Source organism: Azoarcus sp. TTM-91, from assembly GCF_012911025.1.
In the GTDB taxonomy this organism is placed as follows: domain Bacteria; phylum Pseudomonadota; class Gammaproteobacteria; order Burkholderiales; family Rhodocyclaceae; genus Azoarcus.
Genome location: NZ_WUEI01000040.1, coordinates 1 through 25532 on the forward strand (window position 1 = coordinate 1; position 25532 = coordinate 25532).

The 25532-nt window shown below is 65.7% G+C and carries 32 protein-coding genes and 1 pseudogene; 9 read left to right on the forward strand and 24 right to left on the reverse strand.

Annotated elements, in window-relative coordinates; all coding sequences use genetic code 11:
* Positions 1 to 942: pseudogene (locus tag GRF61_RS12570) on the forward strand (hypothetical protein); the annotation flags it as partial.
* Between the two features lie 16 nt (positions 943 to 958).
* Here the strand turns inward: GRF61_RS12570 and GRF61_RS12575 are convergent.
* A complete protein-coding gene (locus GRF61_RS12575; protein WP_169150998.1) occupies positions 959 to 1714 on the reverse strand; it encodes a Nif3-like dinuclear metal center hexameric protein in 756 nt (251 codons plus the stop codon).
* Positions 1715 to 1788: 74 nt separating this feature from the next.
* Here GRF61_RS12575 and GRF61_RS12580 point away from each other — a divergent pair, with 74 nt between their 5' ends.
* Entirely contained in the window at positions 1789 to 2964 is a 1176-nt protein-coding gene (locus tag GRF61_RS12580) for a Do family serine endopeptidase (protein ID WP_169150999.1), read from the forward strand.
* Between the two features lie 27 nt (positions 2965 to 2991).
* On the opposite strand, the gene tatC is transcribed toward GRF61_RS12580, so the two are convergent.
* The 10 genes from tatC to hisB all read right to left on the reverse strand — a co-directional run bounded on the left by tatC (position 2992) and on the right by hisB (position 8488).
* On the reverse strand, positions 2992 to 3798 hold the full coding sequence (gene tatC, locus GRF61_RS12585) for a twin-arginine translocase subunit TatC (protein WP_169151000.1): 807 nt from the start codon (positions 3796 to 3798) through the stop codon (positions 2992 to 2994).
* A complete protein-coding gene (gene tatB, locus GRF61_RS12590) occupies positions 3795 to 4265 on the reverse strand; it encodes a Sec-independent protein translocase protein TatB (RefSeq protein ID WP_169151001.1) in 471 nt (156 codons plus the stop codon). The genes tatC and tatB overlap by 4 nt, the downstream gene beginning before the upstream one ends.
* Positions 4266 to 4336: 71 nt before the next feature.
* Positions 4337 to 4573: a Sec-independent protein translocase subunit TatA gene (gene tatA, locus GRF61_RS12595; protein ID WP_169151002.1), complete on the reverse strand. Its 237-nt coding sequence runs from the start codon at positions 4571 to 4573 to the stop codon at positions 4337 to 4339.
* 10 nt (positions 4574 to 4583) lie between these two features.
* Positions 4584 to 4931, reverse strand: coding sequence for a histidine triad nucleotide-binding protein (locus GRF61_RS12600; protein WP_169151003.1), 348 nt, complete (start codon positions 4929 to 4931; stop codon positions 4584 to 4586).
* Positions 4932 to 4940: 9 nt separating this feature from the next.
* The gene (locus GRF61_RS12605) at positions 4941 to 5264 is read right to left on the reverse strand and encodes a phosphoribosyl-ATP diphosphatase (protein ID WP_133589535.1); all 324 of its coding nucleotides are present in this window, start codon (positions 5262 to 5264) and stop codon (positions 4941 to 4943) included.
* Complete coding sequence (gene hisI / locus GRF61_RS12610) at positions 5261 to 5656, reverse strand: phosphoribosyl-AMP cyclohydrolase (RefSeq protein ID WP_169151004.1); 396 nt, start codon at positions 5654 to 5656, stop codon at positions 5261 to 5263. The genes GRF61_RS12605 and hisI overlap by 4 nt, the downstream gene beginning before the upstream one ends.
* On the reverse strand, positions 5653 to 6414 hold the full coding sequence (gene hisF / locus GRF61_RS12615) for an imidazole glycerol phosphate synthase subunit HisF (protein WP_348982390.1): 762 nt from the start codon (positions 6412 to 6414) through the stop codon (positions 5653 to 5655). The genes hisI and hisF overlap by 4 nt, the downstream gene beginning before the upstream one ends.
* The gene (gene hisA / locus GRF61_RS12620; RefSeq protein ID WP_169151006.1) at positions 6411 to 7160 is read right to left on the reverse strand and encodes a 1-(5-phosphoribosyl)-5-[(5-phosphoribosylamino)methylideneamino]imidazole-4-carboxamide isomerase; all 750 of its coding nucleotides are present in this window, start codon (positions 7158 to 7160) and stop codon (positions 6411 to 6413) included. Before hisA ends, hisF begins: the two co-directional genes overlap by 4 nt.
* Before the next feature lie 45 nt (positions 7161 to 7205).
* The gene (gene hisH, locus GRF61_RS12625; RefSeq protein WP_169151007.1) at positions 7206 to 7847 is read right to left on the reverse strand and encodes an imidazole glycerol phosphate synthase subunit HisH; all 642 of its coding nucleotides are present in this window, start codon (positions 7845 to 7847) and stop codon (positions 7206 to 7208) included.
* Between the two features lie 53 nt (positions 7848 to 7900).
* The gene (gene hisB, locus GRF61_RS12630; RefSeq protein ID WP_169151034.1) at positions 7901 to 8488 is read right to left on the reverse strand and encodes an imidazoleglycerol-phosphate dehydratase HisB; all 588 of its coding nucleotides are present in this window, start codon (positions 8486 to 8488) and stop codon (positions 7901 to 7903) included.
* 181 nt (positions 8489 to 8669) lie between these two features.
* Here hisB and hisC point away from each other — a divergent pair, with 181 nt between their 5' ends.
* A complete protein-coding gene (gene hisC / locus GRF61_RS12635; RefSeq protein ID WP_169151008.1) occupies positions 8670 to 9740 on the forward strand; it encodes a histidinol-phosphate transaminase in 1071 nt (356 codons plus the stop codon).
* Between the two features lie 58 nt (positions 9741 to 9798).
* On the opposite strand, the gene hisD is transcribed toward hisC, so the two are convergent.
* Together hisD and hisG are read right to left on the reverse strand one after the other, a co-directional pair.
* Positions 9799 to 11106, reverse strand: a complete 1308-nt coding sequence (gene hisD, locus GRF61_RS12640; protein WP_169151009.1) for a histidinol dehydrogenase — start codon at positions 11104 to 11106, stop codon at positions 9799 to 9801.
* Positions 11103 to 11747 (reverse strand): ATP phosphoribosyltransferase, encoded by a 645-nt coding sequence (hisG, locus tag GRF61_RS12645; RefSeq protein ID WP_133589521.1) that lies wholly within the window; start codon positions 11745 to 11747, stop codon positions 11103 to 11105. Before hisG ends, hisD begins: the two co-directional genes overlap by 4 nt.
* A 202-nt stretch (positions 11748 to 11949) precedes the next feature.
* Here hisG and rnk point away from each other — a divergent pair, with 202 nt between their 5' ends.
* Positions 11950 to 12357, forward strand: coding sequence for a nucleoside diphosphate kinase regulator (rnk, locus tag GRF61_RS12650; protein WP_133589519.1), 408 nt, complete (start codon positions 11950 to 11952; stop codon positions 12355 to 12357).
* A gap of 59 nt (positions 12358 to 12416) precedes the next feature.
* Here rnk and murA read toward each other — a convergent pair whose 3' ends face one another.
* From murA to GRF61_RS12705, 11 genes are all read right to left on the reverse strand, one after another.
* Positions 12417 to 13670: a UDP-N-acetylglucosamine 1-carboxyvinyltransferase gene (gene murA, locus GRF61_RS12655; RefSeq protein WP_169151010.1), complete on the reverse strand. Its 1254-nt coding sequence runs from the start codon at positions 13668 to 13670 to the stop codon at positions 12417 to 12419.
* 11 nt (positions 13671 to 13681) lie between these two features.
* Positions 13682 to 13939: a BolA/IbaG family iron-sulfur metabolism protein gene (locus tag GRF61_RS12660; protein WP_133589515.1), complete on the reverse strand. Its 258-nt coding sequence runs from the start codon at positions 13937 to 13939 to the stop codon at positions 13682 to 13684.
* A 12-nt stretch (positions 13940 to 13951) separates the two neighbouring features.
* Entirely contained in the window at positions 13952 to 14725 is a 774-nt protein-coding gene (locus GRF61_RS12665; RefSeq protein WP_348982391.1) for an ABC transporter permease, read from the reverse strand.
* Positions 14726 to 14765: 40 nt separating this feature from the next.
* A complete protein-coding gene (locus GRF61_RS12670; protein WP_169151012.1) occupies positions 14766 to 15662 on the reverse strand; it encodes an ABC transporter ATP-binding protein in 897 nt (298 codons plus the stop codon).
* Between the two features lie 11 nt (positions 15663 to 15673).
* Positions 15674 to 15937, reverse strand: coding sequence for an STAS domain-containing protein (locus tag GRF61_RS12675; RefSeq protein WP_348982389.1), 264 nt, complete (start codon positions 15935 to 15937; stop codon positions 15674 to 15676).
* A gap of 55 nt (positions 15938 to 15992) precedes the next feature.
* Positions 15993 to 16622, reverse strand: a complete 630-nt coding sequence (locus tag GRF61_RS12680; protein ID WP_169151013.1) for an ABC transporter substrate-binding protein — start codon at positions 16620 to 16622, stop codon at positions 15993 to 15995.
* Positions 16619 to 17488, reverse strand: coding sequence for a VacJ family lipoprotein (locus GRF61_RS12685; protein WP_169151014.1), 870 nt, complete (start codon positions 17486 to 17488; stop codon positions 16619 to 16621). The genes GRF61_RS12680 and GRF61_RS12685 overlap by 4 nt, the downstream gene beginning before the upstream one ends.
* Before the next feature lie 28 nt (positions 17489 to 17516).
* Positions 17517 to 17993: an outer membrane lipid asymmetry maintenance protein MlaD gene (gene mlaD, locus GRF61_RS12690; protein WP_211165924.1), complete on the reverse strand. Its 477-nt coding sequence runs from the start codon at positions 17991 to 17993 to the stop codon at positions 17517 to 17519.
* A complete protein-coding gene (gene mlaE, locus GRF61_RS12695) occupies positions 17993 to 18784 on the reverse strand; it encodes a lipid asymmetry maintenance ABC transporter permease subunit MlaE (protein WP_169151036.1) in 792 nt (263 codons plus the stop codon). Before mlaE ends, mlaD begins: the two co-directional genes overlap by 1 nt.
* Entirely contained in the window at positions 18784 to 19602 is an 819-nt protein-coding gene (locus GRF61_RS12700) for an ABC transporter ATP-binding protein (protein WP_169151016.1), read from the reverse strand. Before GRF61_RS12700 ends, mlaE begins: the two co-directional genes overlap by 1 nt.
* A 150-nt stretch (positions 19603 to 19752) precedes the next feature.
* Positions 19753 to 21720, reverse strand: a complete 1968-nt coding sequence (locus GRF61_RS12705; protein WP_169151017.1) for a monovalent cation:proton antiporter family protein — start codon at positions 21718 to 21720, stop codon at positions 19753 to 19755.
* A 150-nt stretch (positions 21721 to 21870) separates the two neighbouring features.
* Here GRF61_RS12705 and GRF61_RS12710 point away from each other — a divergent pair, with 150 nt between their 5' ends.
* The 5 genes from GRF61_RS12710 (at position 21871) to GRF61_RS12730 (ending at position 25385) form a co-directional block, all read left to right on the forward strand.
* On the forward strand, positions 21871 to 22866 hold the full coding sequence (locus GRF61_RS12710; protein WP_169151018.1) for a KpsF/GutQ family sugar-phosphate isomerase: 996 nt from the start codon (positions 21871 to 21873) through the stop codon (positions 22864 to 22866).
* Position 22867: 1 nt separating this feature from the next.
* Positions 22868 to 23401: a phenylphosphate carboxylase subunit delta gene (locus tag GRF61_RS12715; protein ID WP_169151019.1), complete on the forward strand. Its 534-nt coding sequence runs from the start codon at positions 22868 to 22870 to the stop codon at positions 23399 to 23401.
* Between the two features lie 2 nt (positions 23402 to 23403).
* Entirely contained in the window at positions 23404 to 23985 is a 582-nt protein-coding gene (lptC, locus tag GRF61_RS12720; RefSeq protein ID WP_169151020.1) for an LPS export ABC transporter periplasmic protein LptC, read from the forward strand.
* Complete coding sequence (lptA, locus tag GRF61_RS12725; protein ID WP_169151021.1) at positions 23982 to 24506, forward strand: lipopolysaccharide transport periplasmic protein LptA; 525 nt, start codon at positions 23982 to 23984, stop codon at positions 24504 to 24506. Before lptC ends, lptA begins: the two co-directional genes overlap by 4 nt.
* Positions 24507 to 24608: 102 nt before the next feature.
* The gene (locus tag GRF61_RS12730) at positions 24609 to 25385 is read left to right on the forward strand and encodes an enoyl-CoA hydratase (protein ID WP_169151022.1); all 777 of its coding nucleotides are present in this window, start codon (positions 24609 to 24611) and stop codon (positions 25383 to 25385) included.
* Positions 25386 to 25532: the final 147 nt, after the last annotated feature.

Below are 25532 nucleotides of genomic sequence, written 5' to 3' on the forward strand. Positions count from 1 at the left end.
CCCGAGGAAACTCCGCCGGCGGCCGAGGATCCGCCTGCGCCCGCAGTGACCGAGGAATCGCCAACACCCGCCGCAGAAGAAGACCCGCCCGACACGCAGACGGCGACGACCGCGCCGGCGACCCCGGAGGCCACTTTGCCTGCGCCTCCCGCGGCCGACGGCGCCGATGACGACAGTGCCTGGCAGATTCCCGCGTTGCTGGTGGCGCTTGCGATCCTGCTTGTCCTGCTGTTCCTGAGGCAGCGGGAAAAACGGCTCGAGGTCTTCCCGGCCACGACCAAGGCGGCCTTCTCCGAAGTGCCTCCCAGCTTGCCTCCGGAGGCACCCGCCACCGAACTCGCGCCCGCCCCCCAGCCGCTGACCCACATCTCCGGCGTTGCCCCGCTGGACTGGGACGGCAGCCCGGTCTCGCAGGCAGAGCGCAGAGCGGTTGCCCCGCTGGAGCCGGAAGACGAAAACGTGGAAGAGCATGACTCCGCAATCGAGCTGGCGGAGATCATGATGAGTTTTGGCCGGGTGCATGGCGCCGCGGAAACACTGGCCGAATTCATCCGCAGCAACCCTAAGCAGGCGGTAACGCCGTGGCTGAAACTGCTGGAGGTCTACCGGGCAGCGGGGCTGCGCTCCGAGTTCGATGGCCTGGCCCGGCAGCTGAACAAGACCTTCAACGTGAAAGCCGTCACCTGGGACAACTTCGACCAGGCACGCCGCGCTACCGCAACGCTTGAGCAGATGCCCCACATCATCAGCGCGCTCCAGGCCACCTGGGGCACCCGTGAGGCCCAGGCCTATCTGCAGACCTTGCTGCGCGATAATCGCGACGGCACCCGGGAGGGCTTCCCACTCAATGTCATCGACGACATCCTGACGCTCGCAGCTATTCTCGAAATGGAACTGGGGCCCTACCGCCCGACCCCGGAGGAGACGGACGCCGCAGCCTGAGCAGCTTTACCCCCGCTCAGGCGGGGTTGTCGATATCGCAGAACACCGCCTCCAGCCCCAGCGTGCTCTTCATGTACTCCGCCATCGCCCTTGCACCGTAACGCTCAGTGGCATGATGGCCGGCTGCGATGTAAGGCACCCCGGCCTCACGCGCCAGGTGGGTCGTCTGCTCCGACAGCTCACCGGAAATGTACACATCCGCCCCGGCGGCAATAGCCTGCTCGAAGTAACCTTGCGCCCCGCCGGTACACCACGCCACCTTGCGCACCGGCCGCGCTTCCGGACCGACCAGCAGCGGGTCTCTGCCCAGCCGTGCGGCAATCGAGCGCGCCAGTTGGCCTGCGGTTTCCTCCCCGGCAGCAACCGCGGGACGTCCAAGCCATCCCAGATCCTGGTCAGCGAAGCGGGATTCGGCGTGCCAGCCCATCAGCTTGCCGAGTTGAGCGTTATTACCCAGCTCCGGATGCAGATCCAGCGGCAGATGATAGGCAAACAAGCTGATGTCGTGCTTCAGCAGCGCTGCCAGCCTGCGCTTGCGAATGCCGGTGATCCGGCCATCTTCGCCCCGCCAGAAGTAGCCATGATGGACGAAGATTGCGTCATAGCCCTGGGCCACAGCTTCGTCCACCAATGCCTGGCTGGCGGTTACCCCGCACAGCACCCGCAGCACCCGGGCGCGTCCTTCCACTTGCAAACCGTTTGGGCAATAATCGCGAAGCCGCGGAACTTCCAGCAGTTCATCCAAGTGAGTTTGCAGCTCGATGAGTTGCATGCGATCCCCTCTCTCTTCCACCTACCAACTCCGGCAAGCGCCGCTCCGGCCACTTGCCTAGACCGGGCAACATTATGCGCCGCCTGTGGCTGATCTTCGCCCAGGCCGTGACAATCAGCGTCGCGGCCCTGTTCGTTCTGAATACGCTCAAGCCTGAATGGCTGCGCGAAGCAGCCCCCGCCTCGGTGGTCGCCATCCTGCAGGCGCCGGAAGAGAATGGCGGCGACGCCGCCGCTGCACCCGGTTCTTACGCAAGCGCAGCACAGCGCTCCATGCCGGCAGTCGTCCACGTCTATACCAGCAAGGCCATCCAGAACCCGCGCCATCCGCTGCTGGACGACCCCATCTTTCGCCATTTCTTCGGCGACCGCCAAGGCAATGGCAACAATGACAGCCAACGCAGCGCGGGTCTCGGCTCAGGCGTCATCGTCAGTCCGGACGGCTTCATCCTTACCAACAATCACGTCATCGACGCCGCAGATGAAATCGAGGTGGCACTGAACGATGGGCGCAAATTCCCCGCTCGCATGGTGGGCAAGGACCCCGAAACCGACCTCGCCGTACTGCGCATCCAGGCGGAAGCCCAGTTGCCGGCCATCACCTTCGCGAGTGCCGAGGGTCTGAAGGTGGGCGACGTGGTGCTGGCCATAGGCAACCCCTTCGGCGTCGGCCAGACGGTCACGATGGGCATCGTTTCGGCCTTGGGACGCACCCATCTCGGCATCAACACCTTCGAGAATTACATTCAGACCGACGCGGCCATCAACCCTGGCAATTCCGGTGGTGCGCTAGTAGATGCCCGCGGCAACCTGGTGGGCATCAACACCGCGATCTATTCCCGCTCCGGCGGCTCGCTGGGTATTGGTTTCGCCATCCCGGTCTCCCTGGCGCGAAACGTACTGGAGCAGATTGTCACAACCGGAATGGTCACCCGCGGCTGGGTAGGCGTGGAGATCCAGGAGATCACCCCGGATATGGCGGAGAGCTTCGGCCTGGGTAGCACAGAGGGGACGTTGATCGCGGGGGTGTTGCGCGGCAGCCCGGCAGAAAAGGCGGGGATCAAGCCGGGGGACGTACTGGTCGCGGTGGATGAGAAGACCGTGGCCGACCCCAAGAGCATGCTCGAACTTGTCGCCGCACTGCCACCCGGACACAGCGCACGCTTCCGCATCCGCCGCCAGAACAACGAACTGGACCTGCAGGTGGAGGTCGGCCGCCGGCCTCCACCTCAGCAATTGAGCAACAAATGAGGCGTCGGGACGGGAGCAGGAAAGGCCTCAGCCCTGCTTGCCCCTCCCCTCTTCCGCCTCGATTCGGTCCAGTTCCTTGTCCATCGCAGCAGTCGTCGCCACTGCCGTGCCCATGCCCGGCTTCTTCTCGCCGAACCGCGCCAGGAGAATGCCCAGTTCGTACAAGAGGCACATCGGCACCGCCAGCATGAACTGCGATACCACATCCGGCGGGGTGACGATGGCGGCGATCACGAAGGCCCCGACGATCACATAAGGCCGCACTTCCTTCAGCTTGCTGATTTCCACCAGTCCAGCCTTGACCAGCAGGATGACGGCAACCGGCACTTCAAAAGTGATGCCAAAGGCGAGGAACATGGACATCACGAAGGAAAGGTACTGCTCGATGTCCGGCGCAGGGACGATGCTCTTGGGCGCGAACTCGGCAATGAACTTGAAGACGGTGCCGAACACGAAGAAGTAGCAGAACGCCATCCCCATCAGAAACAGCACCGTACTGCCGAGCACCAGCGGAATCGCCAGCCGCCGCTCGTGGGCGTACAAGCCCGGAGCGATAAAGGCCCAAGCCTGATAGAGCACGACGGGCAGCGCGATCACGAAAGCCACCAGCATGGTCACCTTCACCGGCACGAAGAAGGGCGTGACCACGCCAGTCGCAATCATGTGCGTCCCCTCGGGCAAGGTCCGCATCATCGGCATCGCAAGGAGGTCGTAGATCGTACCGGCCCAGGGCATCAGGCAAACGAATACAACGACGATGGCGATGATTGCCCGCAGCAGGCGATCACGCAGTTCTACCAAGTGGGCGATGAAAGTCTCGTGCTGCTCGCTCATGCCTTGTCCGCAATCTTGGGCGTTTCGCTGGCCGACAAGGCCGCAGGCACCTTGGCCTGATCGTTTCCAAGGCCAAGCTCGAGCTGAGGGCTGGGCTCGACCGGCACGGCCGCAGCCTCCTCAACCGGCACTGCAGCCACTTCTTCCCCTGCCTGGGCAGCGGCCTCCGGCAGGGCGGCACGCACCTCTTCTGCCGCCTGATGCACCTCAGCCTCCACTTTCGCCATCTGGGAACGCATGGAGCTTTCCAGATCGCTGGCCTGTTGCTGCACCTGCTGCTGCAGCTTCTTCAATTCCTCGAGCTGCATTTCGCGCTGGATATCCGACTTCACGTCCGAAACGTAGCGCTGCAGCCGCCCCAGCAGGTGCCCCGCCGTGCGTGCCACCTTGGGCAGGCGCTCGGGCCCGATGACGATCAGCGCCACCACCCCGATGACGAGCAGCTCCGAAAAACCAAAATCGAACATGATTTCAGGTCCGCTGCGAAAACGAAGGGGCGCTCCTGTGGGCGCCCCTCGCCTCGCGGGTTACGCGTAGATCAGGAATGGGTCTTCTCGACCTTTTCCCGCGCCTCGCCATCGATGGTCTGGCCATGGCCGGCAATCTTCTGCTGGGATGCGGCATCGGCAGCGCCGTCAGCCTCCTTCATCCCGTCCTTGAAACCCTTGACCGCACCACCGAGGTCCTGCCCGATGTTGCGCAACTTCTTCGTGCCAAAGACCAGCAACACGATGACCAGCACGATCAGCCAGTGCCAGATGCTCAATGAACCCATACTGCTCTCCTTAACGCTTCAGCATGGGCGGCAGGGGGTCCGGCCCGCCCAACACGTGAACATGAAGATGATACACCTCCTGCAAACCGACCCGCCCGGTGTTCACGATGGTTCTGAACCCATCCGCACAGCCTTGTTCCCGGGCCAACCGGCCCGCAACCACCATCGCACGTCCCATGGCGGCTTCGTGCTCTGCGGTCAGTTCGGCCATCGAGGGAATATGGGCCTTGGGGATGACGAGGATATGAACGGGGGCTTGAGGCTGGATGTCATGAAATGCGAGGACATGCTCGTCCTCGAAAATTTTCCGCGCGGGGATCTCACCGGCAGCGATGCGGCAGAAGATGCATCCGCTCATCGCTGCCTCTCAACCCTTGCGCGACCGCTTCTCGTCGATGCCGGACACACCCTCACGGCGGCGAAACTCGGCCAACACGTCATCCACTGAAAGGCCGTAGTGCCCCAGCAGCACCAAGGAATGGAACCAGAGGTCGGTGACCTCGCGAACGATATGCAGACGCTCGCCGTCCTTGGCCGCCATGATGGTCTCGGCCGCCTCTTCGGCCACCTTCTTGCAGATCGCGTCAGTACCCTTGGCGTAGAGGCTGGAGACGTAAGAAGATTCGGGAGAGGCGCCCTTGCGCTCCGCGATGGTGGCTGCCACCCGGTGCAGCACTTCGATATCGATCATTTGTAGATATCCTTCGGGTCCTTGAGAACCGGCTCGACTGCCTCCCAACGGCCATCCGCGAGATAACGCTGAAAGAAGCAGCTGTGCCGCCCGGTGTGGCACGCAATGCCGCCCACCTGCTCGACCTTGAGCAGCACGACATCGTTGTCGCAATCGACCCTGATATCCAGGACCTTCTGCACGTGGCCGGACTCCTCGCCCTTGTGCCACAGCTTGCGCCGCGAGCGCGACCAATACACCGCCTCACGCAGTTCTGCCGTACGCTGCAGGGCCTCGCGGTTCATCCAGGCAAACATCAGCACGTCGCCGCTTGAGGCTTCCTGCACGATAACCGGCACCAGCCCGTTCTCGTCCCACTTGACCTCATTCAACCACTTGGTACTCGCACTCACAGCCTGACCTCGATTCCCCGCTCACGCATCAACTCTTTGGCTTCCCGCACCGTGTGCTGGCCGAAATGGAAGATGCTGGCGGCAAGCACCGCATCCGCACGCCCCTGGGAAACGCCTTCGGCCAAATGCTCAAGCGAACCCACGCCGCCGCTGGCGATTACCGGGATCGCAACCGCATCGGCGATCGCCCGGGTAAGCCCAAGGTCGAAACCCGCCTTGGTGCCGTCCCTGTCCATGCTGGTCAACAGGATTTCGCCGGCGCCGAGACTGGCGACGCGCTGCGCCCACTCGACCGCATCCAGCCCAGTGTTGTTGCGGCCGCCATGAGTGAACACTTGCCACTTGCCCGGCGCGGTCTGCTTGGCGTCGATGGCGACCACGATGCACTGGCTGCCCACCTTGTCGCTGGCCTCCTGCACCACCTGCGGATTGTTCACCGCCGCGGTGTTGATGCTGACCTTGTCCGCACCGGCATTCAGCAAGCGGCGTACATCTTCCACCGTGCGCACGCCACCGCCCACCGTCAGCGGAATGAAGACCTGGTCGGCGACCTGCTCGACGACGTGCAGGATGATGTTCCTGTCGTCGGAGCTGGCGGTGATGTCAAGGAAGGTGATTTCGTCTGCGCCTTGCTCGTCGTACCGCCGGGCGACCTCCACCGGATCGCCGGCGTCACGCAGTTCCAGGAAGTTGACGCCCTTCACCACGCGCCCCGCATTCACATCGAGGCAAGGGATGATGCGCTTGGCGAGCATCAGGAAGCGGCGCCGTTGAGTTCGTCGGCGCGCGCCTGACCTGCGGCAAAATCCAGGGTGCCCTCGTAGATCGCACGGCCGGTGATGGCCCCCATCACGCCTTCCGCCTCCACCGCACACAGCGCGTCGATGTCGGTCACCGAAGCGATGCCGCCGCTGGCAATCACCGGGATGCGCAGCGCCTGCGCCAGGCGCACGGTGGCCTCAATGTTCACGCCGGAGAGCATGCCGTCGCGGCCGATGTCGGTGTAGATCACGGCCTCGACACCGTAGTCCTCGAACTTCTTCGCCAGGTCGACCACGTCATGGCCGGTCATCTTGGACCAGCCATCCACGGCAACCTTGCCGTCCTTCGCATCCAGACCGACGATGATGTGACCTGGGAAGGCACCGCAGGCATCGTGCAGGAACCCGGGGTTCTTCACCGCCGCGGTACCAATGATGACGTAGGTAATACCGTTGTCCAGGTAGCGCTCTATGGTGTCGAGATCACGAATACCGCCACCGAGTTGCACCGGGATATCGTCGCCAACGACCTGCGTGATCGCACGAATGGCTGCTTCGTTCTTGGGCTTGCCGGCGAAGGCTCCGTTGAGGTCGACCAGATGCAGACGGCGCGCGCCTTGGTCCAGCCAGTGCTTCGCCATGGCGGCCGGGTCTTCGGAGAAGACCGTTGCACCGTCCATTTCGCCCTGCTTCAGGCGTACACAGTGACCGTCCTTCAAGTCGATGGCGGGAATCAGCAACATACCTGGATGTGAAACTATAAGAATGAAGAAAGGAACCGGTTGCGCTCAGGGCGCCCAGCGTATGAAGTTGGAAAGCAGCTGCAAACCTGCTTGCGCACTCTTTTCCGGGTGAAACTGGACCGCGAAGATATTAGCCCGTGCTACCGCACTGGTAAAGCGCAGGCCATAGTCGGTTTCGGCAGCCGTCACAGCCCCCTCCGCCGGCGACACGAAGTAGCTATGAACGAAGTAGAAGCGCTCGCCATCGGGAATTCCTTCCCACATCGGGTGCTGCACCTTCCGCTGCCAGACTTCGTTCCAACCCATGTGCGGCACCTTCAGGCGGGCACCGTCGGCCAGCGCCATGCGCGCCTCGGGGAAGCGCACCACCTTGCCAGCCAGCACGCCCAGCCCGGGCACGTCACCTTCCTCGCTGTGCTCGAAAAGCATCTGCTGGCCGATACAGATACCAAGGAAGGGTTTGCTTGCCGCCGCTTGCAGCACCGCCGGGCGCAGGCCACGCAGATCAAGCTCGCGCATGCAGTCCGGCATCGCTCCCTGACCAGGAAAGACGACACGTTCGGCGGCTGCGACTACTCCGGGATCGGAGGTCACCACCACCTCCCTCTCCGGGGCGACATGTTCGATTGCCTTGGCGACCGAGCGCAGATTGCCCATGCCGTAATCGATGATGGCCACGCTGGTCATCGCTGGAATCCGTCTGTCTGGAAGAAGAGGTGCGTCTGCTCAGCCCGCGCTGCTCAGAGCGCCCCCTTGGTAGAGGGAATGGCGCCGAGGGCGCGCTCGTCACGTTCGGCGGCCATGCGCAGCGCCCGCCCGAAGGCCTTGAAAATGGTTTCGCACTGGTGATGAGCGTTGTCGCCACGCAGGTTATCGATGTGCAGCGTGACGCCGGCGTGGTTCACGAAGCCCTGGAAAAACTCGCGCGCCAGATCCACATCGAAATTGCCGATACGCGCACGGGTGTATTCGACAAAGTAGTGCAGCCCCGGGCGACCGGAAAAGTCGACGACGACCCTCGACAGCGCCTCATCCAGCGGCACGTAGGAATGACCATAGCGGCGGATGCCCTTCTTGTCGCCGAGGGCGCGAGCGAAGGCTTGCCCCATCGTGATGCCGACGTCCTCCACGGTATGGTGGTCATCGATATGCACATCGCCTTCCGCCTTCACGTCGAGATCGATGGCGCCATGACGGGCAATCTGATCCAGCATGTGGTCGAGGAAGGGCACCCCGGTGGCCAGCGTGGCCTTGCCGGTACCGTCGAGGTCGATCCGGACGGAGATCCGGGTTTCCAGGGTGTCGCGCTTTACGTCTGCTTGCCGCATGGCTTGAAACATCACTACGGGTGGGAATCGGGGGTCATGATAACATCGCCCGGCTCTGCAGCAGCAAAGCAAGCAGCAGGCAAAACCCGCCTCGGCGCGGGGTTTCGCGCCTAGCCACGCCACCGCCGTCTGGCTTGGCGGCGCCTCCCGCCCCTCTCGCACTCGGACCCACCAAGCCACCATGAGCCGTTACTGGAGCCCCATCGTCCGCAGCCTGACGCCCTATGTGCCGGGCGAGCAACCCAAGCTGGACAAGCTGATCAAGCTCAACACCAATGAGCACCCCTACGGCCCGTCACCGCGGGCGCTCACAGCGATCCGCGCAGCAGCGGACGATAGCCTGCGCCTCTACCCCGACCCCAATGCAGACAAGCTGAAGGCCGTGCTGGCGCAGCGCCACAAGCTCACCCCGGCGCAGATCTTCGTCGGCAACGGCTCGGACGAAGTCCTGGCCCACGCCTTCCTTGCCCTGTTGAAGCAGGACGACCCGCTGTGGTTTCCCGACATCACCTACAGCTTCTACCCCGTGTATTGCGGCCTCTATGAGATCGCCTACGAGACCATCCCGCTGGCCGAGGATTACAGCCTGAAGCCTGGCGACTACATGCCGGCGGCGGGCCGGAGGGCGGGTGCCATCATCTTCGCCAACCCCAACGCCCCGACCGGCCGCCTGCTCGCCCTGGCGGACGTGGAGCGTATCGTGGCCAGCAACCCGGATGCGGTAGTGCTGGTGGACGAGGCCTATGTGGACTTCGGTGGCGAGAGCGCAATCCCGCTGGTCGAACGCTATCCCAACCTGCTGGTGGTGCAGACCTTCTCCAAGAGCCGCTCCCTCGCAGGCCTGCGGGTGGGCTTCGCCGTGGGCCATCCGGATCTGATCGAAGCGCTGGAGCGGGTGAAGAACAGCTTCAACTCCTACCCGCTGGACCGGTTGGCGCTGGCTGGCGCGGTCGCCTCCGTGGAAGACGAAGCTTACTTCCGCGACAGCTGCGAACGGGTAATTTCCAGCCGCAGCCGCCTGGCCGAGAAGCTGGCGAAACTGGGATTCGAGGTGCTGCCGTCGGTGGCGAACTTCGTATTCGCCCGCCATCCCCGGCACGACGCCGCGGGATTGGCGGCCGCGCTGCGCGAGCGGGCGATCATCGTGCGCCACTTCCGCGCGCCGCGCATCGATCAATTCCTGCGCATCACCATAGGCACCGATGCGCAGTGCGACGCGCTATTGGCCGCGCTAGGCGAGATCCTGGCCTGAAAGGAACTCGGCCCTGCAATTGCAGGGCCGTAACATCAAGCAAGCATCAAGCACAGGCTCAAACCTTGAGCCGCATCTCCGCCGAACGGGCATGAGCCTGCAAGCCTTCGCCGTGGGCCAGCACTGAAGCGACCCTGCCCAGATGCTGGGCGCCAGCCTCCGAGATATGGACGATGCTGGTCCGCTTCTGGAAGTCATACACGCCCAGCGGCGAAGAAAATCGCGCGCTGCGCATGGTCGGCAGCACGTGGTTGGGGCCAGCGCAGTAGTCGCCCAGCGCCTCCACCGCCCAGTGACCGACGAAGATGGCGCCGGCGTGGCGAATCTGGTCTATCCACTGCTCTGCCTTCTCCATCGACAGCTCCAGGTGCTCCGGCGCGATCCGGTTGGCGATGGCGCAGGCCCGCTCCAGGCTGTCCACTTGGATCAACGCGCCGCGGTTGGCCAGCGATTTCGCGATGGTCTCCTGGCGCGGCATGGTCGGCAGCAGCCGGTCTATGGCCTCGTGCACCGCATCGATGAAGGACAGATCGGTACACAGCAGGATGGACTGGGCGAGTTCGTCGTGCTCCGCCTGGGCGAACAGGTCCATCGCTACCCAGTCGGCGTGGCCGCTGCCGTCGGAAATGATCAGCACCTCGGACGGCCCGGCCACCATGTCGATGCCCACGGCGCCGAACACCCGGCGCTTGGCCTCGGCGACGAAGGCGTTGCCCGGGCCGACGATCTTGTCCACCTGCGGAATGGTCTGGGTACCGTAGGCCAAGGCAGCCACCGCCTGCGCCCCGCCTATGGTGAAGACACGGTCCACGCCGGTGATCTCGGCCGCCGCGAGCACCAGCGGATTCTTCTCGCCGCGCGGCGTCGGCACCACCATGATGAGCTCGCCGACGCCGGCCACCTTGGCCGGAATCGCATTCATCAGCACCGAACTCGGGTAGGAGGCGCGGCCGCCCGGCACATAAAGGCCGACGCGGTCCAGCGGCGTCACCTTCTGCCCCAGCCGGCTGCCGTCCGCCTCCACATATTCCCAGGACTCCGCCTTCTGCCGCTCGTGGTAGCTGCGCACCCGCTCAGCGGCGATCACCAGCGCATCGCGCTGGGCGGCGGAGAGGCTCGCCAGCGCCGCCTGCAGCTCATGCCTGGGCAGTTCCAAGGCTGCCATGTCGTGCACATCGAGATGGTCGAAGCGGCGGGTGTACTCGATGACCGCGGTGTCGCCGGTGGTACGCACGCCGCGCAGGATCTCGGTCACCGCGTTGTCGATGCGTTCATCCGCCTCCGACTCGAAGGCGAGCAGCGCATCCAGTTCGGCGAAAAAGCCGGGATTGCGGGCATCCAGGCGGCGGATGGCGGTCTTGCTCATGGCTTCACGGCTCCGGCAAAGGCCTCCAGCACTGGCTGGATGAGGTCACGCTTCAGCTTCAGGGAGGCCTGGTTGACGATGAGGCGGGAGCTGATGTCCATGATCTCCTCCACCTCCTCCAGGTTGTTCGCGCGCAGGGTGCCGCCGGTGGACACCAAGTCCACGATGGCGTCGGCCAGGCCGACCAGCGGCGCCAGTTCCATCGAGCCGTACAGCTTGATCAGGTCGACATGCATGCCCTTGCCGGCGAAGTGGGCCTTGGCACTGTCGATGTACTTGGTGGCGATGCGGATGCGTCCGCCAGGCCGCGTGGCCGCAGCGTAATCGAAGCCCTTGGGCGCAGCAACGCACAGGCGGCAGCGGGCGATATTGAGGTCCAGCGGCTGGTACAGGCCGGCGCCGCCATGCTCCAGCAGCACATCCTTGCCGGCGATGCCGAGGTCCGCGGCGCCGTACTGCACATAGGTCGGCGTATCGGTGGCGCGCACGATGACCAGGCGCACGTCCGGCCGGTTGGTGCCGATGATGAGCTTGCGCGAAGACTCGGGATTGTCGGTCGGCACGATGCCGGCGGCAGCCAGGAGCGGCAGCGTTTCCTCGAAGATGCGGCCCTTGGACAGGGCGAGGGTGATGCTGGACACGGACGAAAACCTTGCGGGGATTGGGCCGACATTGTAACCCGCGGTGGCTTCTGTTAGCCTCCGACCCACTGGCTGAACCGCCGACGGCGGTTCGGCCTTTTACTTTTTCCGGCGGACTCCCCGCCCCCGTAATCCGCTCGAATCTTCCCGTATCGCATAATCGCGATGCGGGCTCTCGACTTCATTACCCAGGAGCAGAACCATGAAACCGGAAATCATCGTTTCGTCCCGCGACCTCGAACGCCTGGAGGCACTGCTGTTCGCCCCGGCGGCCCGCGCCCGCGGCGATCTCGATGCCCTGCGCGACGAACTCGAGCGCGCCGACGTGCGCGAGCCGGAGGACATGCCGGCCGACGTCATCACCATGAACAGCCGTGCCCGCTTCTGCGAGGAAAACACCGGCCGCGAATATGAGCTGACGCTAGCCTATCCCCGCGAAGCCGACGCCGCGGCCGGCAAGGTCTCGGTGTTCACCCCGGCGGGTGCCGCCCTGCTCGGCCTGTCGGCCAACCAGAGCATCGACTGGGCCACGCCGGACGGCAAGGCCATCCGCCTCAAGGTGCTGGAGGTCACCTGGCAGCCGGAAGCGGCCGGCCAGTACGACCTCTGATGCCGGTCGCGGGCGCGGTGGCTGCAAGCACCGCCGCGCCGCAACGGCGGGGATCGCGTTCAGCTCAGACGCCGGACGCTGGCGCCCAGCGCGGCCAGCTTGTCGTCCAGGCGCTCATAGCCGCGATCAAGGTGGTAAATGCGCTCTATCGTGGTCTCACCCTCGGCCACCAGGCCGGCGATCACCAGGCTGGCGGAGGCACGCAGATCGGTCGCCATCACCGTCGCCCCCTGCAGCCGCTCCACACCGTGCACCACCGCGGTATTACCGTCGATGCGGATATCCGCACCCAGGCGCTGCAATTCCACCGCGTGCATGAAGCGGTTCTCGAAGATGGTCTCCCGTATCATTGCCGCCCCCTGCGCCACGCAATTCAGCGCCATGAACTGGGCCTGCATGTCGGTGGGGAAGGCGGGATAGGGCGCGGTACGCAGGCTCACCGAGTTGAGTCGGGCCGGAGCCTTGATACGGATGGCATCGCGTTCGCTGACGACATCACAGCCAGCGTCCATCAGCTTGTCCACCACCGCATCCAGGTAGCAGGACGAGGTGCCGGTAAGCCGGACTTCGCCGCCGGTCACCGCCGCCGCGCACAGGTAGGTTCCAGTCTCGATGCGGTCCGGCATGATGCGGTGGGTCGTGCCGTGCAGCCGCTCGACGCCGCGGATGCGGATCACGTCCGAACCGGCGCCGGAAATCTGCGCACCCATCGCGACCAGGCAGTTGGCGAGATCGACCACTTCCGGCTCACGAGCTGCGTTCTCGATCACTGTCTCGCCGTCGGCCAGGCAGGCCGCCATCATCAGGTTCTCGGTACCGGTCACCGTCACCATGTCGGTGAACAGCCTCGCGCCCTTCAGGCGCGGCACGCTGGCCTGCACGTAGCCGTGCTCCACCCGCACGTCGGCGCCCATCGCCTGCAAGCCGCGGATGTGCTGGTCCACCGGACGTGCGCCAATGGCGCAGCCGCCCGGCAGCGAAACCCTGGCCTCGCCACAGCGCGCCACCAGCGGCCCCAGCACCAGGATGGAGGCGCGCATGGTCTTCACCATCTCGTAAGGCGCCAGCGGATTGTCCAGACCGGACGCATCCAGCGTCACCTCATCGCCGGCACCGCGCTCCACCTTCACGCCCATCTGCGCCAGCAGCTTGAGCAGCGTGGCGATGTCATTGAGGCGGGGAACGTTGGTGAAGGTCACCGGCTCGCGAGTGAGCAGCGCGGCGCAGAGTATGGGCAGCGCCGCATTCTTGGCGCCGGAAATGGCGATTTCGCCAGCGAGCGGGCGCCCACCGGCGATCAACAATTTATCCATCTAGATTCCGTTCAGAGACCGAGTTCGCCGCGCACCGTTTCCCACTTGGCCGGCGTGTAGGTCTGCAACTGCAGGGCGTGGATTTCGTTGCCCATCAGCGCCCCCAGCGAGGCATACACTGCCTGGTGCTGACGCACCATGGGCTTGCCCTCGAAGGCTGCGCTGACAACGATACCGGTGAAGTGAACTCCGTCGTCGCCCTCGATGGCGACGAAGTCACAGGGCAGGCTTGCACCGATCAGGCGCTTGATTTCATTCGCGTCGAACATGTCTTGATCACCTCATGCACGCAGCTTGTAGCCCCGGGCGAGCATGGCCAGGGTAAGCACTGCGAGCGCAACGAAACAGAAACCGACCACGGCCAGGGAGAGCCACGGCGAGACATCGGACTGGCCGAAGAAGCCGTAGCGGAAGCCGTCGATCATGTAGAAGAACGGATTGGCGTGGGACACATCCTGCCACAGCGGCGGCAGGGAATGAATGGAGTAGAACACGCCGGAAAGCATGGTCAGCGGCATGATCAGGAAGTTCTGGAAAGCGGCGAGCTGGTCGAACTTGTCTGCCTGGATACCGGCGATCACGCCCAGCGAGCCGAGGAAAGCGCCCCCGAGTACACCGAACGCCAGCACCCACAGCGGATGCGCCAGCGGCAGATGGACGAAGGGGATGGACACCAGCAGCACGCCGACGCCGACGAACAGGCCACGCAGCACCGAGGCGATCACGTAAGCGGAATAGAACTCGCGGTAGGACAGCGGCGGCAGCAGCACGAACACGATGTTGCCGGTGATCTTGCTCTGGATCAGCGAAGAGGAGCTGTTGGCGAAGGCGTTCTGCAGCAGCGACATCATCGCCAGGCCAGGCACCAGGAAGGCGGTGTAATCCACTTCGCCGTAGCCGGTCACATGGCGGTCCAGCACATGGGCGAAGATCAGCAGGAAGAGCACCGCGTTGAGCACCGGCGCCGCCACCGTCTGGAAAGCCACCTTCCAGAAACGCAGCACTTCCTTGTACAACAGGGTGCGGAAGCCGGCCAGCGGCACTTCGCGCCCCACCGGAGGCAGGTCGACCGGACGGCCGGCGTGTTGCGACACTTCAGGCACTGTGCATCACCTCGACGAATACCCGCTCCAGGTCCGGCTCGCCCAGGCGCATCTCGATCAGGCCGGCGCCCGCCTCGCGCAAGCGCGTCAGCAGCGTCTCGACTTCGAGATAGCCCTCGAAGGCAAACTCCATCCAGCCCGCCTCGCCATTCACGCCACCCAGGCTCGCCGCGATTTCCGGCCGCGCCACCCGCACGCTCAGCGTATGGGTGGCAAAGCGCTGCAGCAGGTTGGCGGTGGAGTCCAGCGCCACCACCCGGCCGCCCTTCAGCATGGCGATGCGGCCACATAGCGTTTCCGCTTCTTCCAGGTAATGGGTGGTCAACACGATGGTATGGCCGTCGCGATTGAGCTTGCGGATGAACTGCCACAGCCCCTGCCGTAGTTCGACATCCACACCGGCGGTGGGCTCGTCCAGCACGATGACCGGCGGCCGATGCACCAGCGCCTGGGCAACCAGCACCCGGCGTTTCATGCCGCCGGACAGGGCACGCATGTTCTGGTGCGCCTTGGCGGTCAGGTCCAGGCTGGCGAGGATCTCGTCTATCCAGTCGTCGTTGCCGCGGATACCAAAGTAGCCGGACTGGATGCGCAACATCTCGCGCACCGAAAAGAAGGGATCGAACACCAATTCCTGTGGCACCACGCCCAACCGACGGCGGGCGTTGCGGTAGTCGGAAACCACATCGTGCCCCATCACTTCCAGCGTACCGTCATCCGGTCGCACCAGCCCGGCGAGGGCGGAAATCAGCGTGGTCTTGCCGGCACCGTTGGGGCCGAGCAGGCCGAAGAACTCGCCCTGCTCGATTTCCAGATCGACCCCGCCGAGCGCCTGCAGCGTGCCATAACGCTTGGTGACACCGGAAATGCGGATTGCGGGCAGGGTCATCGAAACAGCTTTCAGGGGGCCAGAGGCAGGAGGTCTTGGATACCGTAGAGTTCGGCGAGGCTTTGCAGGCCGCGGGGCAGGCCGCGCACCTGAACCTGGTGACCGGCTTCGCGACCGGCGCGCAGCCAGTCGAGCAGCAAGCCCAGGGCGGCGGAGTCCGCCTCGGCGATGGCGGCGAAGTCTATCACCACGTCTCCGGCGGCAACAGCATCCCGCCCACGCTGCAGAACTTCCGGCGCGGTCCGCATGGTCAGCGGGCCATTGAGGCGCAGCACGCCCGCCTCGTTCACCGCGCCACCCGCACCGTCGCCAGGAAAAGGCCGGACAGGCTCATGCGCCGGCCTTGCCGCTTTCGAGCGCGCGATTCTTTTCCTGCAGCGAGCGGATCAAGCCATCGACGCCGCCGGTACGGATCTCCTGAGCGAAAGTGCCCCGGTAGTTGGTCACCAGGCTGACGCCGGCGACGATGACGTCGAACACCTTCCAGCCGTCGTTCCCTTTCTCCAGCATGTAGTCGATGCCGATGGCCTGGGCGCCGGGCTGGCGGACTTCGGTACGCACCTGTACCGAGGTGTCGGCGGGCGCCATGCGCAGCGGCTTGAAGTCGATGGTCTGGTCGCGGTACTGGGTCAGCGCATTGGAGTAGGTGCGCACCAGCAGGGTACGGAAAGCGTCGGTCAGCGCCTGCTGCTGGTCCGGCGAGGCGCTGCGCCAGTCGCGGCCGACGGCGAGCATGGTCATGCGGCGGAAGTTGAAGTGCGGCAGCACTTTCTCATCCACCAGCTGCAACACCTTGCGGGTGTCGCCGCCCTGGATGGCCTTGTCCTGGCGGACGATGGCGAGCACTTCGTTGGTCACGTCGCGCACCAGCACATCCGGCGCACCATTGGGTTCGGCCGCCTGCGCAGGGGCAAGGAGGGCGGTCATCAAGACCGCCAGGCAAGCAAGGAGTTTTCTCATTCTGTGTCCCGATTCCTGGGGGCAGCGGCCAGGGCCGCCGGAGTAGCTCCGACATTCCCCACCGCGACCAGTTCAAGCCGCTCTACCGCCGAATGGGCGGCTGCATCGGTTCCGCGGCCCAGCGCCGCGGCATCATCCTCGGCGTCGAAATCCTCGTACATATTCGTCGGGTTGCCGTCGTTCACCTTGTAGCGGCGCTGCTGCAGGTAGAAGTCGCGGATGTAGGCGTACTTGTCCAGCGTACCCTCGTCCACCGTGCGCTCGGTACCCAGCAGGCGGGCACGGGTATCGATGACGCGCAACCCGGTGAGCGAGTTGCGCACCGGGACGTCGCTGATGCCGGTGACCGGATCGGCGTAGAGGTCCAGCGCCAGGCCGGCACTGTCGCGTACCGTGCGAGGCCCGAAGAAGGGCAGCACCACGTAGGCGCCCTCGCCCACACCCCAGGTGCCCAGGGTCTGGCCGAAGTCTTCGTCATGCTTGGTGAAGCCCATCTCGCTGGCGATGTCGAGAATGCCCGCGAAGCCGAAGAAAGTATTGACGAGCACCCGCATGCCGTCGGATAGCGCGTCCTGCGGCTTGCCCTGCAGCAGGTTGTTGGCGCCTATCCAGACGTCGCCGATGTTGCTGAACACGTTGCCGATGGCAATGCGCAGCGGCGTGGGCGTGACGGTATCGTAGCCCTGGGCGACGGGCTTCAGCACCGCACGGTCGACCTGCTCGTTGAACGAGAACATCGCCCGGTTGTAGCCCTCCAGCGGATCGTCCGGATTGGCCGGACGGCTGGCACACCCGACCGCCAGCAGGCTGACACAGGCCAGCGCCAGCGCTTTGCTGCGGGCGGATGAAGCGGCAGCGTTCCTCATCGTTCTCTTCTCCCTTGCGGACACCGGTTCACTTCTGCGGCTCAGCGGAAGGCTCGGCCGCCTTGTTGAACAGGAACTGCCCGATCAGCTTTTCCAGCACGACGGCAGACTGGGTGATCTGCACCCGGTCGCCGTTCTTGAACACGGCCTCGTCCGCGCCCGGCTCCAGGCCGACGTATTGCTCGCCGAGCAGGCCGGAGGTGAGGATGGTGGCGATGGTGTCGCGCGGAAATTCGTAGCGGTTGTCGATATCCAGCCGCACCATCGCGCGGAAGCTCTTCTCGTCGAAACGGATGTCGGCCACCCGGCCCACCAGCACGCCCGCGCTCTTCACCGGCGCCTTCACCTTGAGGCCGCCGATGTTGTCGAAGGGCGCCTCCACCGAATAGGTGGCGTTGCCGCCCAGGCCGGAGAAGTTGCCCACCTTGAGCGCGAGGAACACCAGGGCGCCGAAGCCGAGAACGACGAAGAGCCCCACCCAAAGATCAAGCGTTTTGCGACTCATCATTGTCCCCGGAACATGAAGGAAGTCAGTACGAAGTCGAGGGCCAGGATGGCCAGCGCGGAGCTCACCACCGTGCGGGTGATGGCCCGCGATACGCCCTCGGCCGTGGGCGTGCAGTCGTAGCCCTCGAAGACCGCGATCAGCGATACCGCGACGCCGAACACGAAGGATTTGATGACGCCGTTCATCACGTCGTAGCGCACATCCACCGCCGCCTGCATCTGCGACCAGAAGGCGCCATCATCCACGCCGATGAACACCACGCCGATCAACCAGCCGCCGAAGATGCCCATGGCGGAGAACATCGCCGCCAGCAGCGGCATGGAGATCACGCCGCCCCAGAAGCGAGGGGCGACCACGCGGGCGATGGGATTCACCGCCATCATGTCCATCGCCTTCAGCTGCTCGGTGGTCTTCATCAGGCCGATCTCGGCGGTCACCGCCGAACCGGCACGGCTGGCGAACAGCAGCGCCGCCACCACCGGGCCCAGCTCGCGCAGCAGCGACAGCGCCACCATGGTGCCCAGCGCGTCGCTGGAACCGAAGCGCTGCAGGATGTCGTAGCCCTGCAAGCCCAGCACCAGGCCGACGAAAAGGCCGGATACAAGGATGATCAGCAGCGACAGCGCGCCGCTGAAGTAGATCTCGCGTATGGTCAGCGGCAGCCGCCGCAGCGACTGGCCGGAATACAACAGCACCAGACCGAGGAAGCGGGTAGCGAAACCCAGCCGCCAGACGCCATCCACCGCCATCGCGCCGATGCGGCGCAGGAAATTCGCCAGGCCGCTCATCATGCCCCTCCGCCGAGCTGCTCGGCGATGGCGGGCGCCGGATAGTGGAAGGGCACCGGACCATCGGCCTCGGCGTTCACGAACTGATGCACGAAGGGATCGGCGGAGGCGCGGATCTCGTCCGGCGTGCCGCGCGCGACGATGCGCCCTTCGGAAACGAAATAGACGTAATCGACGATGCCCAGCGACTCGTGCACATCGTGGGTGACCATGACGGAGCTCGCGCCCAGCGCATCGTTCAGCCGACGGATGAGCTGGCCGATGATGCCCAGCGAGATCGGGTCCAGCCCGGCGAAGGGCTCGTCGTACAGGATCAGCATCGGGTCCAGCGCCACCGCGCGGGCCAGCGCCACCCGCCGCGCCATGCCGCCGGATAACTCCGAGGGCATCAGCGTCGCCGCGCCGCGCAGGCCCACCGCCTGCAGCTTCATCAGCACCAGGTCGCGCACCATGCCGGCCGGCAGATCGGTGTGCTCGCGCAGCGGAAAGGCAACGTTGTCGAACACCGACATGTCGGTGAACAACGCACCGAACTGGAACAGCATGCCCATGCGCCGGCGCAGCGCGTAGAGATCCGCGTTGCCCAGGCCGGCGAGATCGTGGCCGGCCACCTCGACGGTGCCGCCGGATGCCTTCAACTGACCGCCGATGAGGCGCAGCAGCGTGGTCTTGCCGCAACCGCTGCCGCCCATGATGGCGACCACCTGCCCCCGGTGCACCGACAGATCGATGCCGCGCAGCACTTCACGCTCGCCGTACGCGAAGCGCACGCCGCTCAGGCTGACCAACGGAGGAAGTTCAGGGCTTTCGATCGCCACGGCTCGTCGTCGAAAATTTGCAAACCGCGCAGTCTACCAGACAGCCTCCGGCAGTCCGCCGGACTGTTGCAGCGCGGCAACGATATTGTCTTTTCAGACACACTGAACAATGCCGAAGACATTGCGACCACGCCATGCGTGGCGCCCCGCTCAAGCACCCTTCAGCAAGCGCGCCTCTGCGGCCTCCAAGCCCGCCGGCAGACCGACCAGCACCAGGATGTCCCCCTCCTCAACCCGGGTTTCCGCTGCCGGCGAAACGCCGCGTATGCCCCGCCGCCGTACCGCGGACACGCCGACGCCGATCTCCTCCAGCGCGAGATCGCCGATGCAGCGCCCCACCGCCGGCGCCCCGGGCGGCACCGTGACCGACTGCAGCCTGGCCTGGACCGCGTCCGGCTCGCCAAGGTCGGTCACGCCATGAAAGAAACCGCGCATCAGCGCATAACGCTGGTTGCGGATGTCGCGGATGCGCCGCACTACCCGGTTGAGTGGCACGCCGATCAGCGCCAATGCATGGGAGGCCAACATGATGCTGCCCTCGAAGGCCTCCGGCACGACCTCCGCCGCACCGCCGGCCGACAGCTTATCCATCTCTGCCTCGTCCGCCGCCCGCACCACGATGGGCAAGCCCGGCCGCAAGGCCTGGGCGTGATGCATGACCCGCAGCGCGGTCTCCACCTCGGCGAAGGAGATCACCAGCGCGCTCGCCCGCAGGATGCCGGCCGCCATCAGCGTCTCCCGCCTTCCCGCATCGCCGTAGACCACGCTGTCGCCAGCGGCCCGCGCTTCGCGCACCCGCTCCGGGTCCAGATCCAGCGCCATGTAGCTGACGTTCTCCTGCTCCAGGAAACGCGCCATGTACTGGCCACTGCGGCCATAGCCGCAGACGATGATGTGCTTCTCGGTATTGATGGACTGCGCCGCTACCCGGGTCAGCTCCATGGAGCGCATCAGCCATTCCGAAGCAACGAAGCGCATCACCAGCTTGTCGCTCACCTGCACGATCAACGGCGCCAGCAGCATGGACAGGACCAGCGCCGCCACCGTCGCCTGCTCCATCCCCCCTGGCAACAATCTCAGCTCCACCGCCTGCGACAAAAGCACGAAGCCGAACTCGCCGCCGGCGCACAACCACAGGCCGGAGCGCATCGCAGTGCCGGTCGGCGAGCCGAAGGCGCGGGAAGCGGCGAAGACAATCAGGAACTTGCACAGCAGCAGCGCCAGCAACAGGCCGAACACCGCCGGCAGGCTGCGCAGGATCACTCCCACGTCCAGGAACATGCCGACGGTGACGAAGAACAAGCCCAGCAACACGTCGCGGAAGGGCTTGATATCCTCTTCCACCTGGTAGCGGTAATCGGTTTCCGAGATCAGCATGCCGGCGAGGAAGGCGCCCAGCGCCAGCGAGAGCCCCACCAGGTCCGAGAGCCACGCCAGCCCCAGGGTGATCAGCAGCACGTTGAGCATGAACAGTTCGCCGGACTTGCGCCGCGCCACCACGGTGAACCAGCGGTGCATCAACCGCTGGCCGAACCCCAGCACCAACGCCAGCAGCACCACCACCTTCACCGTCGCCAGCCCCAGCGTCATCAGCAGCGCCTCCGGCGGCCGCGACATCGCCGGCAGCATGATCATCAGCGGTACCACAGCCAGGTCCTGGAACAGCAGCACGCCTATGGTTTCGCGGCCATGCGGGCGATCCAGCTCCAGCCTGTCGGTCAACAGCTTGGACAGGATGGCGGTGGAAGACATCGCCAAGATGCCGCCAAGCACGAAGCTGGCGCCCCAGCCCAGTCCGCCCAGGCGGCCGAAAACCATGGTCAGCAGCGTCGTGCCCAGCACCTGCGCGGCCCCCAGGCCGAACACGATGCGCTTCATCGCGTAAAGCCGCTGCAGGGAAAACTCCAGGCCGATGGAGAACATCAGGAAGACGACGCCGAACTCGGCCAAATGCTGAGCCGTGGCCGGCTCGTGCAGCAGGTCCAGCGCGTGCGGGCCGCCGAGCGCGCCAATCAGCAAGTAGCCCAGCACCGGTGGCAGGTTGAGGCTGCGGAACAGGGTCACCACAACCACTGCCGCGGCCAGCAGCAGCAGGACGAAATCCAGGGTATTCAGCATCGGCGCCTTCGGCTTCCGGCAACTGGGCCTCCCCCGGCGGGAGACCCGACTGTTATACAATCGCGGGCTACCGGACTGGCCGCGCCCATGGGAATCGCCGCGCTGCCGGCCTTTCGGCGCATTGCGCGCCAGTTTAACCGCAGCGCCTCCATGACCCCACTTCCGCCGCAATCCGCCCAGCCGCATCGCATCGCCGCGCTCGCCCGCGAAGTCCTGCGCATCGAGGCCGCCGCCGTCGCCGCGCTGGCAGAGCGCATCGGCGAGGACTTCGAGCGCGCGGTGGAGATCATCCTGCAGCGCCGTGGCCGCGTCATCGTCACCGGCATCGGCAAGTCCGGCCACATCGCCCGCAAGCTCGCCGCCACCCTGGCCAGCACTGGCACCCCGGCCTATTTCGTACACGCCGCCGAGGCTGCTCACGGCGACCTCGGCATGATCACGCCGGAAGACGTGGTCATTGCCCTGTCCAACTCCGGCAGCAGCGAGGAAGTGCTGACCATCGTCCCGCTGGTGAAGCGCCAGGGCGCGCGGCTGATCTCCATGACAGGCCGGCCGGATTCGCCGCTGGCCCGCGAGGCCGACGTGCATCTGGACGCCGCAGTGGCGGAGGAAGCCTGTCCGCTCAACCTCGCCCCCACCGCCAGCACCACCGCCGCCCTCGCGCTGGGCGATGCGCTGGCGGTGGCGTTGCTCGACGCCCGCGGCTTCGGCGCCGACGACTTCGCCCGCTCGCACCCCGGCGGCGCCCTTGGCCGTCGTCTGCTGACCCATGTCGAAGATGTGATGCGCGGCGCGGAGGCAGTGCCCGTCGTCCCGCCGGATGCCCCGCTGAGCGCAGCCCTGCTGGCGATGAGCCGCGGCGGTATGGGCATGACGGTGATCGCCGCGCCCGGTACTACGCCGCAGGGCATCTTCACCGACGGTGACCTGCGCCGCGCGCTGGAGAGAGGCGTGGACGTGCGCAGCGCCAGCCTGACGGACGTCATGACCCGCAATCCGCGCACCATCTCCCCCGGCGCACTGGCGGTGGAAGCCGCCGCGATGATGGAACGGCTGCGCATCAGCCAGCTGCTGGTGCTGGACGCCCAGGGCGAGCTCGCCGGCGCCCTCACCACCCATGACCTCATGCTCGCCAAGGTGATCTGAAATGCGCAGCACCGACCAAACCCGGGAAAGCGCCGCCGCCGTACGCCTGATGGGCTTCGACGTGGATGGCGTGCTCACCGACGGCAGCCTCTACTTCACCCCCAACGGCGAGGAAATCAAGGTCTTCTCCAGCCTGGACGGCCACGGCCTGAAGATGCTGCAGCAGGCCGGCATCGAAGTCGTCATCATCAGCGGCCGCAGCTCCCGCGCGCTGGAACTGCGCGCCGCCAACCTCGGCGTCGCCGAGCTGCACATGGGCGTCGAAGACAAGCGCGGCTGCCTGGACGGCATCCTCGCCCGCCGTGGCCTGCCGCGCAGCGCCGCTGGCTACATGGGCGACGACGTGGTGGATCTGCCCATCCTGCGCGCCTGTGGCTTCTCCGCCACGCCGGCCGACGGCCACGCCTTCGTCCGCGAGCACGTAGGCTTCGTCGCCAGCCAGCCCGGCGGCCGCGGCGCGGTGCGCGAAACCTGCGACTTCCTGCTCGCCGCCCAGGGCAAGCTGGATGTCATGCTGCAGCGCTACCTGGACTGAGCATGCGCGCCTCCATCGACCGCCTTTACCCGGTGCTCGCCCTCGCCCTGCTCGCCGCCGGCACGGTGTGGCTGGAGCGAGTCTCCCGGGTGGAAGACCCGGCCGCCGCCGGCGCGCAACGCAGCGGCCCGGATTTCATCGCCGAACAGACCCGCATCCTCGGCTTCGGCAGCGACGGCCGCCAGCGCTATGAGCTGATTTCCGAACGCCTCACCCACTACCCGCAGGACGACACCACCAAGCTGGACCAGCCCCGCCTCACCATGCAGAGCGAAGGCCGCCAGTTGCGCCTCACCTCCGCCGAGGCCGACGTCTCCCCCGGCGGCGAGCGGGTGGACATGAGCGGCGAGGTGCGCGGCCGCCGCGAGGGTGGCGCCGATCGCCCGGAAATCACCTTCGCCTCGGAGAAACTCACCGTCTGGCCCGACGACCACCGTGCCGCCACCGACACCCCGGTGGTGCTCACCCAGGGCCAGTCCACCGCCACCGCCCGCGGCCTGCGGGCGGACAACCTGTTCGGCAACCTCACCCTGATCGGCGACGCCAAGGTCACCATGCCGCGCCGCCACCGGAATCCCTCATGACACCACGCCTGCCTGCCCTCCTGCTGATCCTGCTGGCCGCCAGCCCGCTCGCCCACGCCGAACGCGCCGACCGCGAGAAGCCGGTCAACATCGAAGCCAACCGCGTCACCGTGGACGACCGCAACAAGGTCCACATCTTCGAAGGCGCGGTGGTGCTCACCCAGGGCACGCTGACGATCAAGGGCGAAAAGCTGGTCGTCACCCAGGGCGCCGACGGCTTCCAGAACGGCGTCGCCACCAACGACAAGGGGCTGGCCTCCTTCCGCCAGAAGCGCGACGGCAGCGACGAGTATGTATATGGCGAAGCCGAACGCATCGAGTACGACAGCCGCGCCGAGAAGGCCCGCCTTTTCAACCGGGCGATGGTGACCAGTGGCGGCGACGAAGTGCGCGGCCACTACATCGAGTACGACTCCATCAGCGAGAACTACCTCGTCACCAACGCCCCCGGCAGCAAGCCGGCGGCAACCGGCGACGGCCGCGTCCGCGCCGTCATCCAGCCCAAGAACGAAAACCGCTGAGCCGAGCACGGCCTCGGCCGGTTCCAACCACGCCGCAAGCGAGCCGGAACAGCCCTGGCGGCCGGGCGGCGGACACCAACGGCAAGAGAAGGAGATCGCAGCATGTCCTACGAACTGATCCTCGTCGAAACTCGCGGCCGCGTCGGCCTCATCACCTTGAACCGGCCGAAGGCGCTCAATGCCCTGAACGACAACCTGGTGGACGAGATCGGCAAGGCGCTGGACGGCTTCGAGAGCGATGAAGGCATAGGCGCCATCGTCATCACCGGCTCGGAGAAGGCCTTCGCCGCCGGTGCCGACATCGGCGCCATGGCCACCTTCTCCTACATGGACGCCTACAAGGGCGACTACATCACCCGCAACTGGGAACGGGTGAAGACCTGCCGCAAGCCAGTCATCGCCGCGGTGGCCGGCTTCGCCCTCGGCGGCGGCTGCGAACTGGCGATGATGTGCGACATCATCATTGCCGCGGATACCGCCAAGTTCGGGCAACCGGAGGTCAAGCTCGGCATCCTGCCCGGCGCCGGCGGCACCCAGCGCCTGCCGCGCGCGGTCGGCAAGGCCAAAGCCATGGACATGTGCCTCACCGCCCGCTTCATGGACGCGACCGAAGCCGAGCGCGCCGGACTGGTCTCCCGCGTGGTACCGGCCGACAAGCTGCTGGAGGAGACGCTGGCCGCCGCCGAGACCATCGCCGGCTACTCCCTGCCGGTGGTCATGATGATCAAGGAATCGGTGAACCGCGCCTTCGAGAGCAGCCTTAACGAAGGCCTGCTGTTCGAGCGCCGCGTCTTCCACTCCGCCTTCGCGCTCCACGACCAGAAGGAAGGCATGGCCGCCTTCGTCGAGAAGCGCAAGCCGGACTTCAAACACGATTGAGCACCCTGCAGCGCGACCTCCCTCCGCCGGCGACCTGCTCCGCAACATTGCAGGCGGATTACATGCAGGTTGCCTTTCGATGTTGCTCAATCCGGGTATCTGATTTGCAAGCAGTCAGGCTGCCGTAAGCAGTGCCAGCGACAATCC

What these genes read in the sequence shown, in the direction of transcription:
- GRF61_RS12575 (WP_169150998.1), bottom strand. Translation starts at nt 1,714, where the DNA reads ATGCAACTCATCGAGCTGCAAACTCACTTGGATGAACTGCTGGAAGTT.
- GRF61_RS12580 (WP_169150999.1), top strand. Translation starts at nt 1,789, where the DNA reads ATGCGCCGCCTGTGGCTGATCTTCGCCCAGGCCGTGACAATCAGCGTC.
- tatC (WP_169151000.1), bottom strand. Translation starts at nt 3,798, where the DNA reads ATGAGCGAGCAGCACGAGACTTTCATCGCCCACTTGGTAGAACTGCGT.
- tatB (WP_169151001.1), bottom strand. Translation starts at nt 4,265, where the DNA reads ATGTTCGATTTTGGTTTTTCGGAGCTGCTCGTCATCGGGGTGGTGGCG.
- tatA (WP_169151002.1), bottom strand. Translation starts at nt 4,573, where the DNA reads ATGGGTTCATTGAGCATCTGGCACTGGCTGATCGTGCTGGTCATCGTG.
- GRF61_RS12600 (WP_169151003.1), bottom strand. Translation starts at nt 4,931, where the DNA reads ATGAGCGGATGCATCTTCTGCCGCATCGCTGCCGGTGAGATCCCCGCG.
- GRF61_RS12605 (WP_133589535.1), bottom strand. Translation starts at nt 5,264, where the DNA reads ATGATCGATATCGAAGTGCTGCACCGGGTGGCAGCCACCATCGCGGAG.
- hisA (WP_169151006.1), bottom strand. Translation starts at nt 7,160, where the DNA reads ATGTTGCTGATTCCCGCCATCGACTTGAAGGACGGTCACTGTGTACGC.
- hisH (WP_169151007.1), bottom strand. Translation starts at nt 7,847, where the DNA reads ATGACCAGCGTGGCCATCATCGATTACGGCATGGGCAATCTGCGCTCG.
- hisB (WP_169151034.1), bottom strand. Translation starts at nt 8,488, where the DNA reads ATGCGGCAAGCAGACGTAAAGCGCGACACCCTGGAAACCCGGATCTCC.
- hisC (WP_169151008.1), top strand. Translation starts at nt 8,670, where the DNA reads ATGAGCCGTTACTGGAGCCCCATCGTCCGCAGCCTGACGCCCTATGTG.
- hisD (WP_169151009.1), bottom strand. Translation starts at nt 11,106, where the DNA reads ATGAGCAAGACCGCCATCCGCCGCCTGGATGCCCGCAATCCCGGCTTT.
- rnk (WP_133589519.1), top strand. Translation starts at nt 11,950, where the DNA reads ATGAAACCGGAAATCATCGTTTCGTCCCGCGACCTCGAACGCCTGGAG.
- murA (WP_169151010.1), bottom strand. Translation starts at nt 13,670, where the DNA reads ATGGATAAATTGTTGATCGCCGGTGGGCGCCCGCTCGCTGGCGAAATC.
- GRF61_RS12660 (WP_133589515.1), bottom strand. Translation starts at nt 13,939, where the DNA reads ATGTTCGACGCGAATGAAATCAAGCGCCTGATCGGTGCAAGCCTGCCC.
- GRF61_RS12670 (WP_169151012.1), bottom strand. Translation starts at nt 15,662, where the DNA reads ATGACCCTGCCCGCAATCCGCATTTCCGGTGTCACCAAGCGTTATGGC.
- GRF61_RS12680 (WP_169151013.1), bottom strand. Translation starts at nt 16,622, where the DNA reads ATGAGAAAACTCCTTGCTTGCCTGGCGGTCTTGATGACCGCCCTCCTT.
- GRF61_RS12685 (WP_169151014.1), bottom strand. Translation starts at nt 17,488, where the DNA reads ATGAGGAACGCTGCCGCTTCATCCGCCCGCAGCAAAGCGCTGGCGCTG.
- mlaD (WP_211165924.1), bottom strand. Translation starts at nt 17,993, where the DNA reads ATGAGTCGCAAAACGCTTGATCTTTGGGTGGGGCTCTTCGTCGTTCTC.
- mlaE (WP_169151036.1), bottom strand. Translation starts at nt 18,784, where the DNA reads ATGAGCGGCCTGGCGAATTTCCTGCGCCGCATCGGCGCGATGGCGGTG.
- GRF61_RS12705 (WP_169151017.1), bottom strand. Translation starts at nt 21,720, where the DNA reads ATGCTGAATACCCTGGATTTCGTCCTGCTGCTGCTGGCCGCGGCAGTG.
- GRF61_RS12710 (WP_169151018.1), top strand. Translation starts at nt 21,871, where the DNA reads ATGACCCCACTTCCGCCGCAATCCGCCCAGCCGCATCGCATCGCCGCG.
- GRF61_RS12715 (WP_169151019.1), top strand. Translation starts at nt 22,868, where the DNA reads ATGCGCAGCACCGACCAAACCCGGGAAAGCGCCGCCGCCGTACGCCTG.
- lptC (WP_169151020.1), top strand. Translation starts at nt 23,404, where the DNA reads ATGCGCGCCTCCATCGACCGCCTTTACCCGGTGCTCGCCCTCGCCCTG.
- lptA (WP_169151021.1), top strand. Translation starts at nt 23,982, where the DNA reads ATGACACCACGCCTGCCTGCCCTCCTGCTGATCCTGCTGGCCGCCAGC.
- GRF61_RS12730 (WP_169151022.1), top strand. Translation starts at nt 24,609, where the DNA reads ATGTCCTACGAACTGATCCTCGTCGAAACTCGCGGCCGCGTCGGCCTC.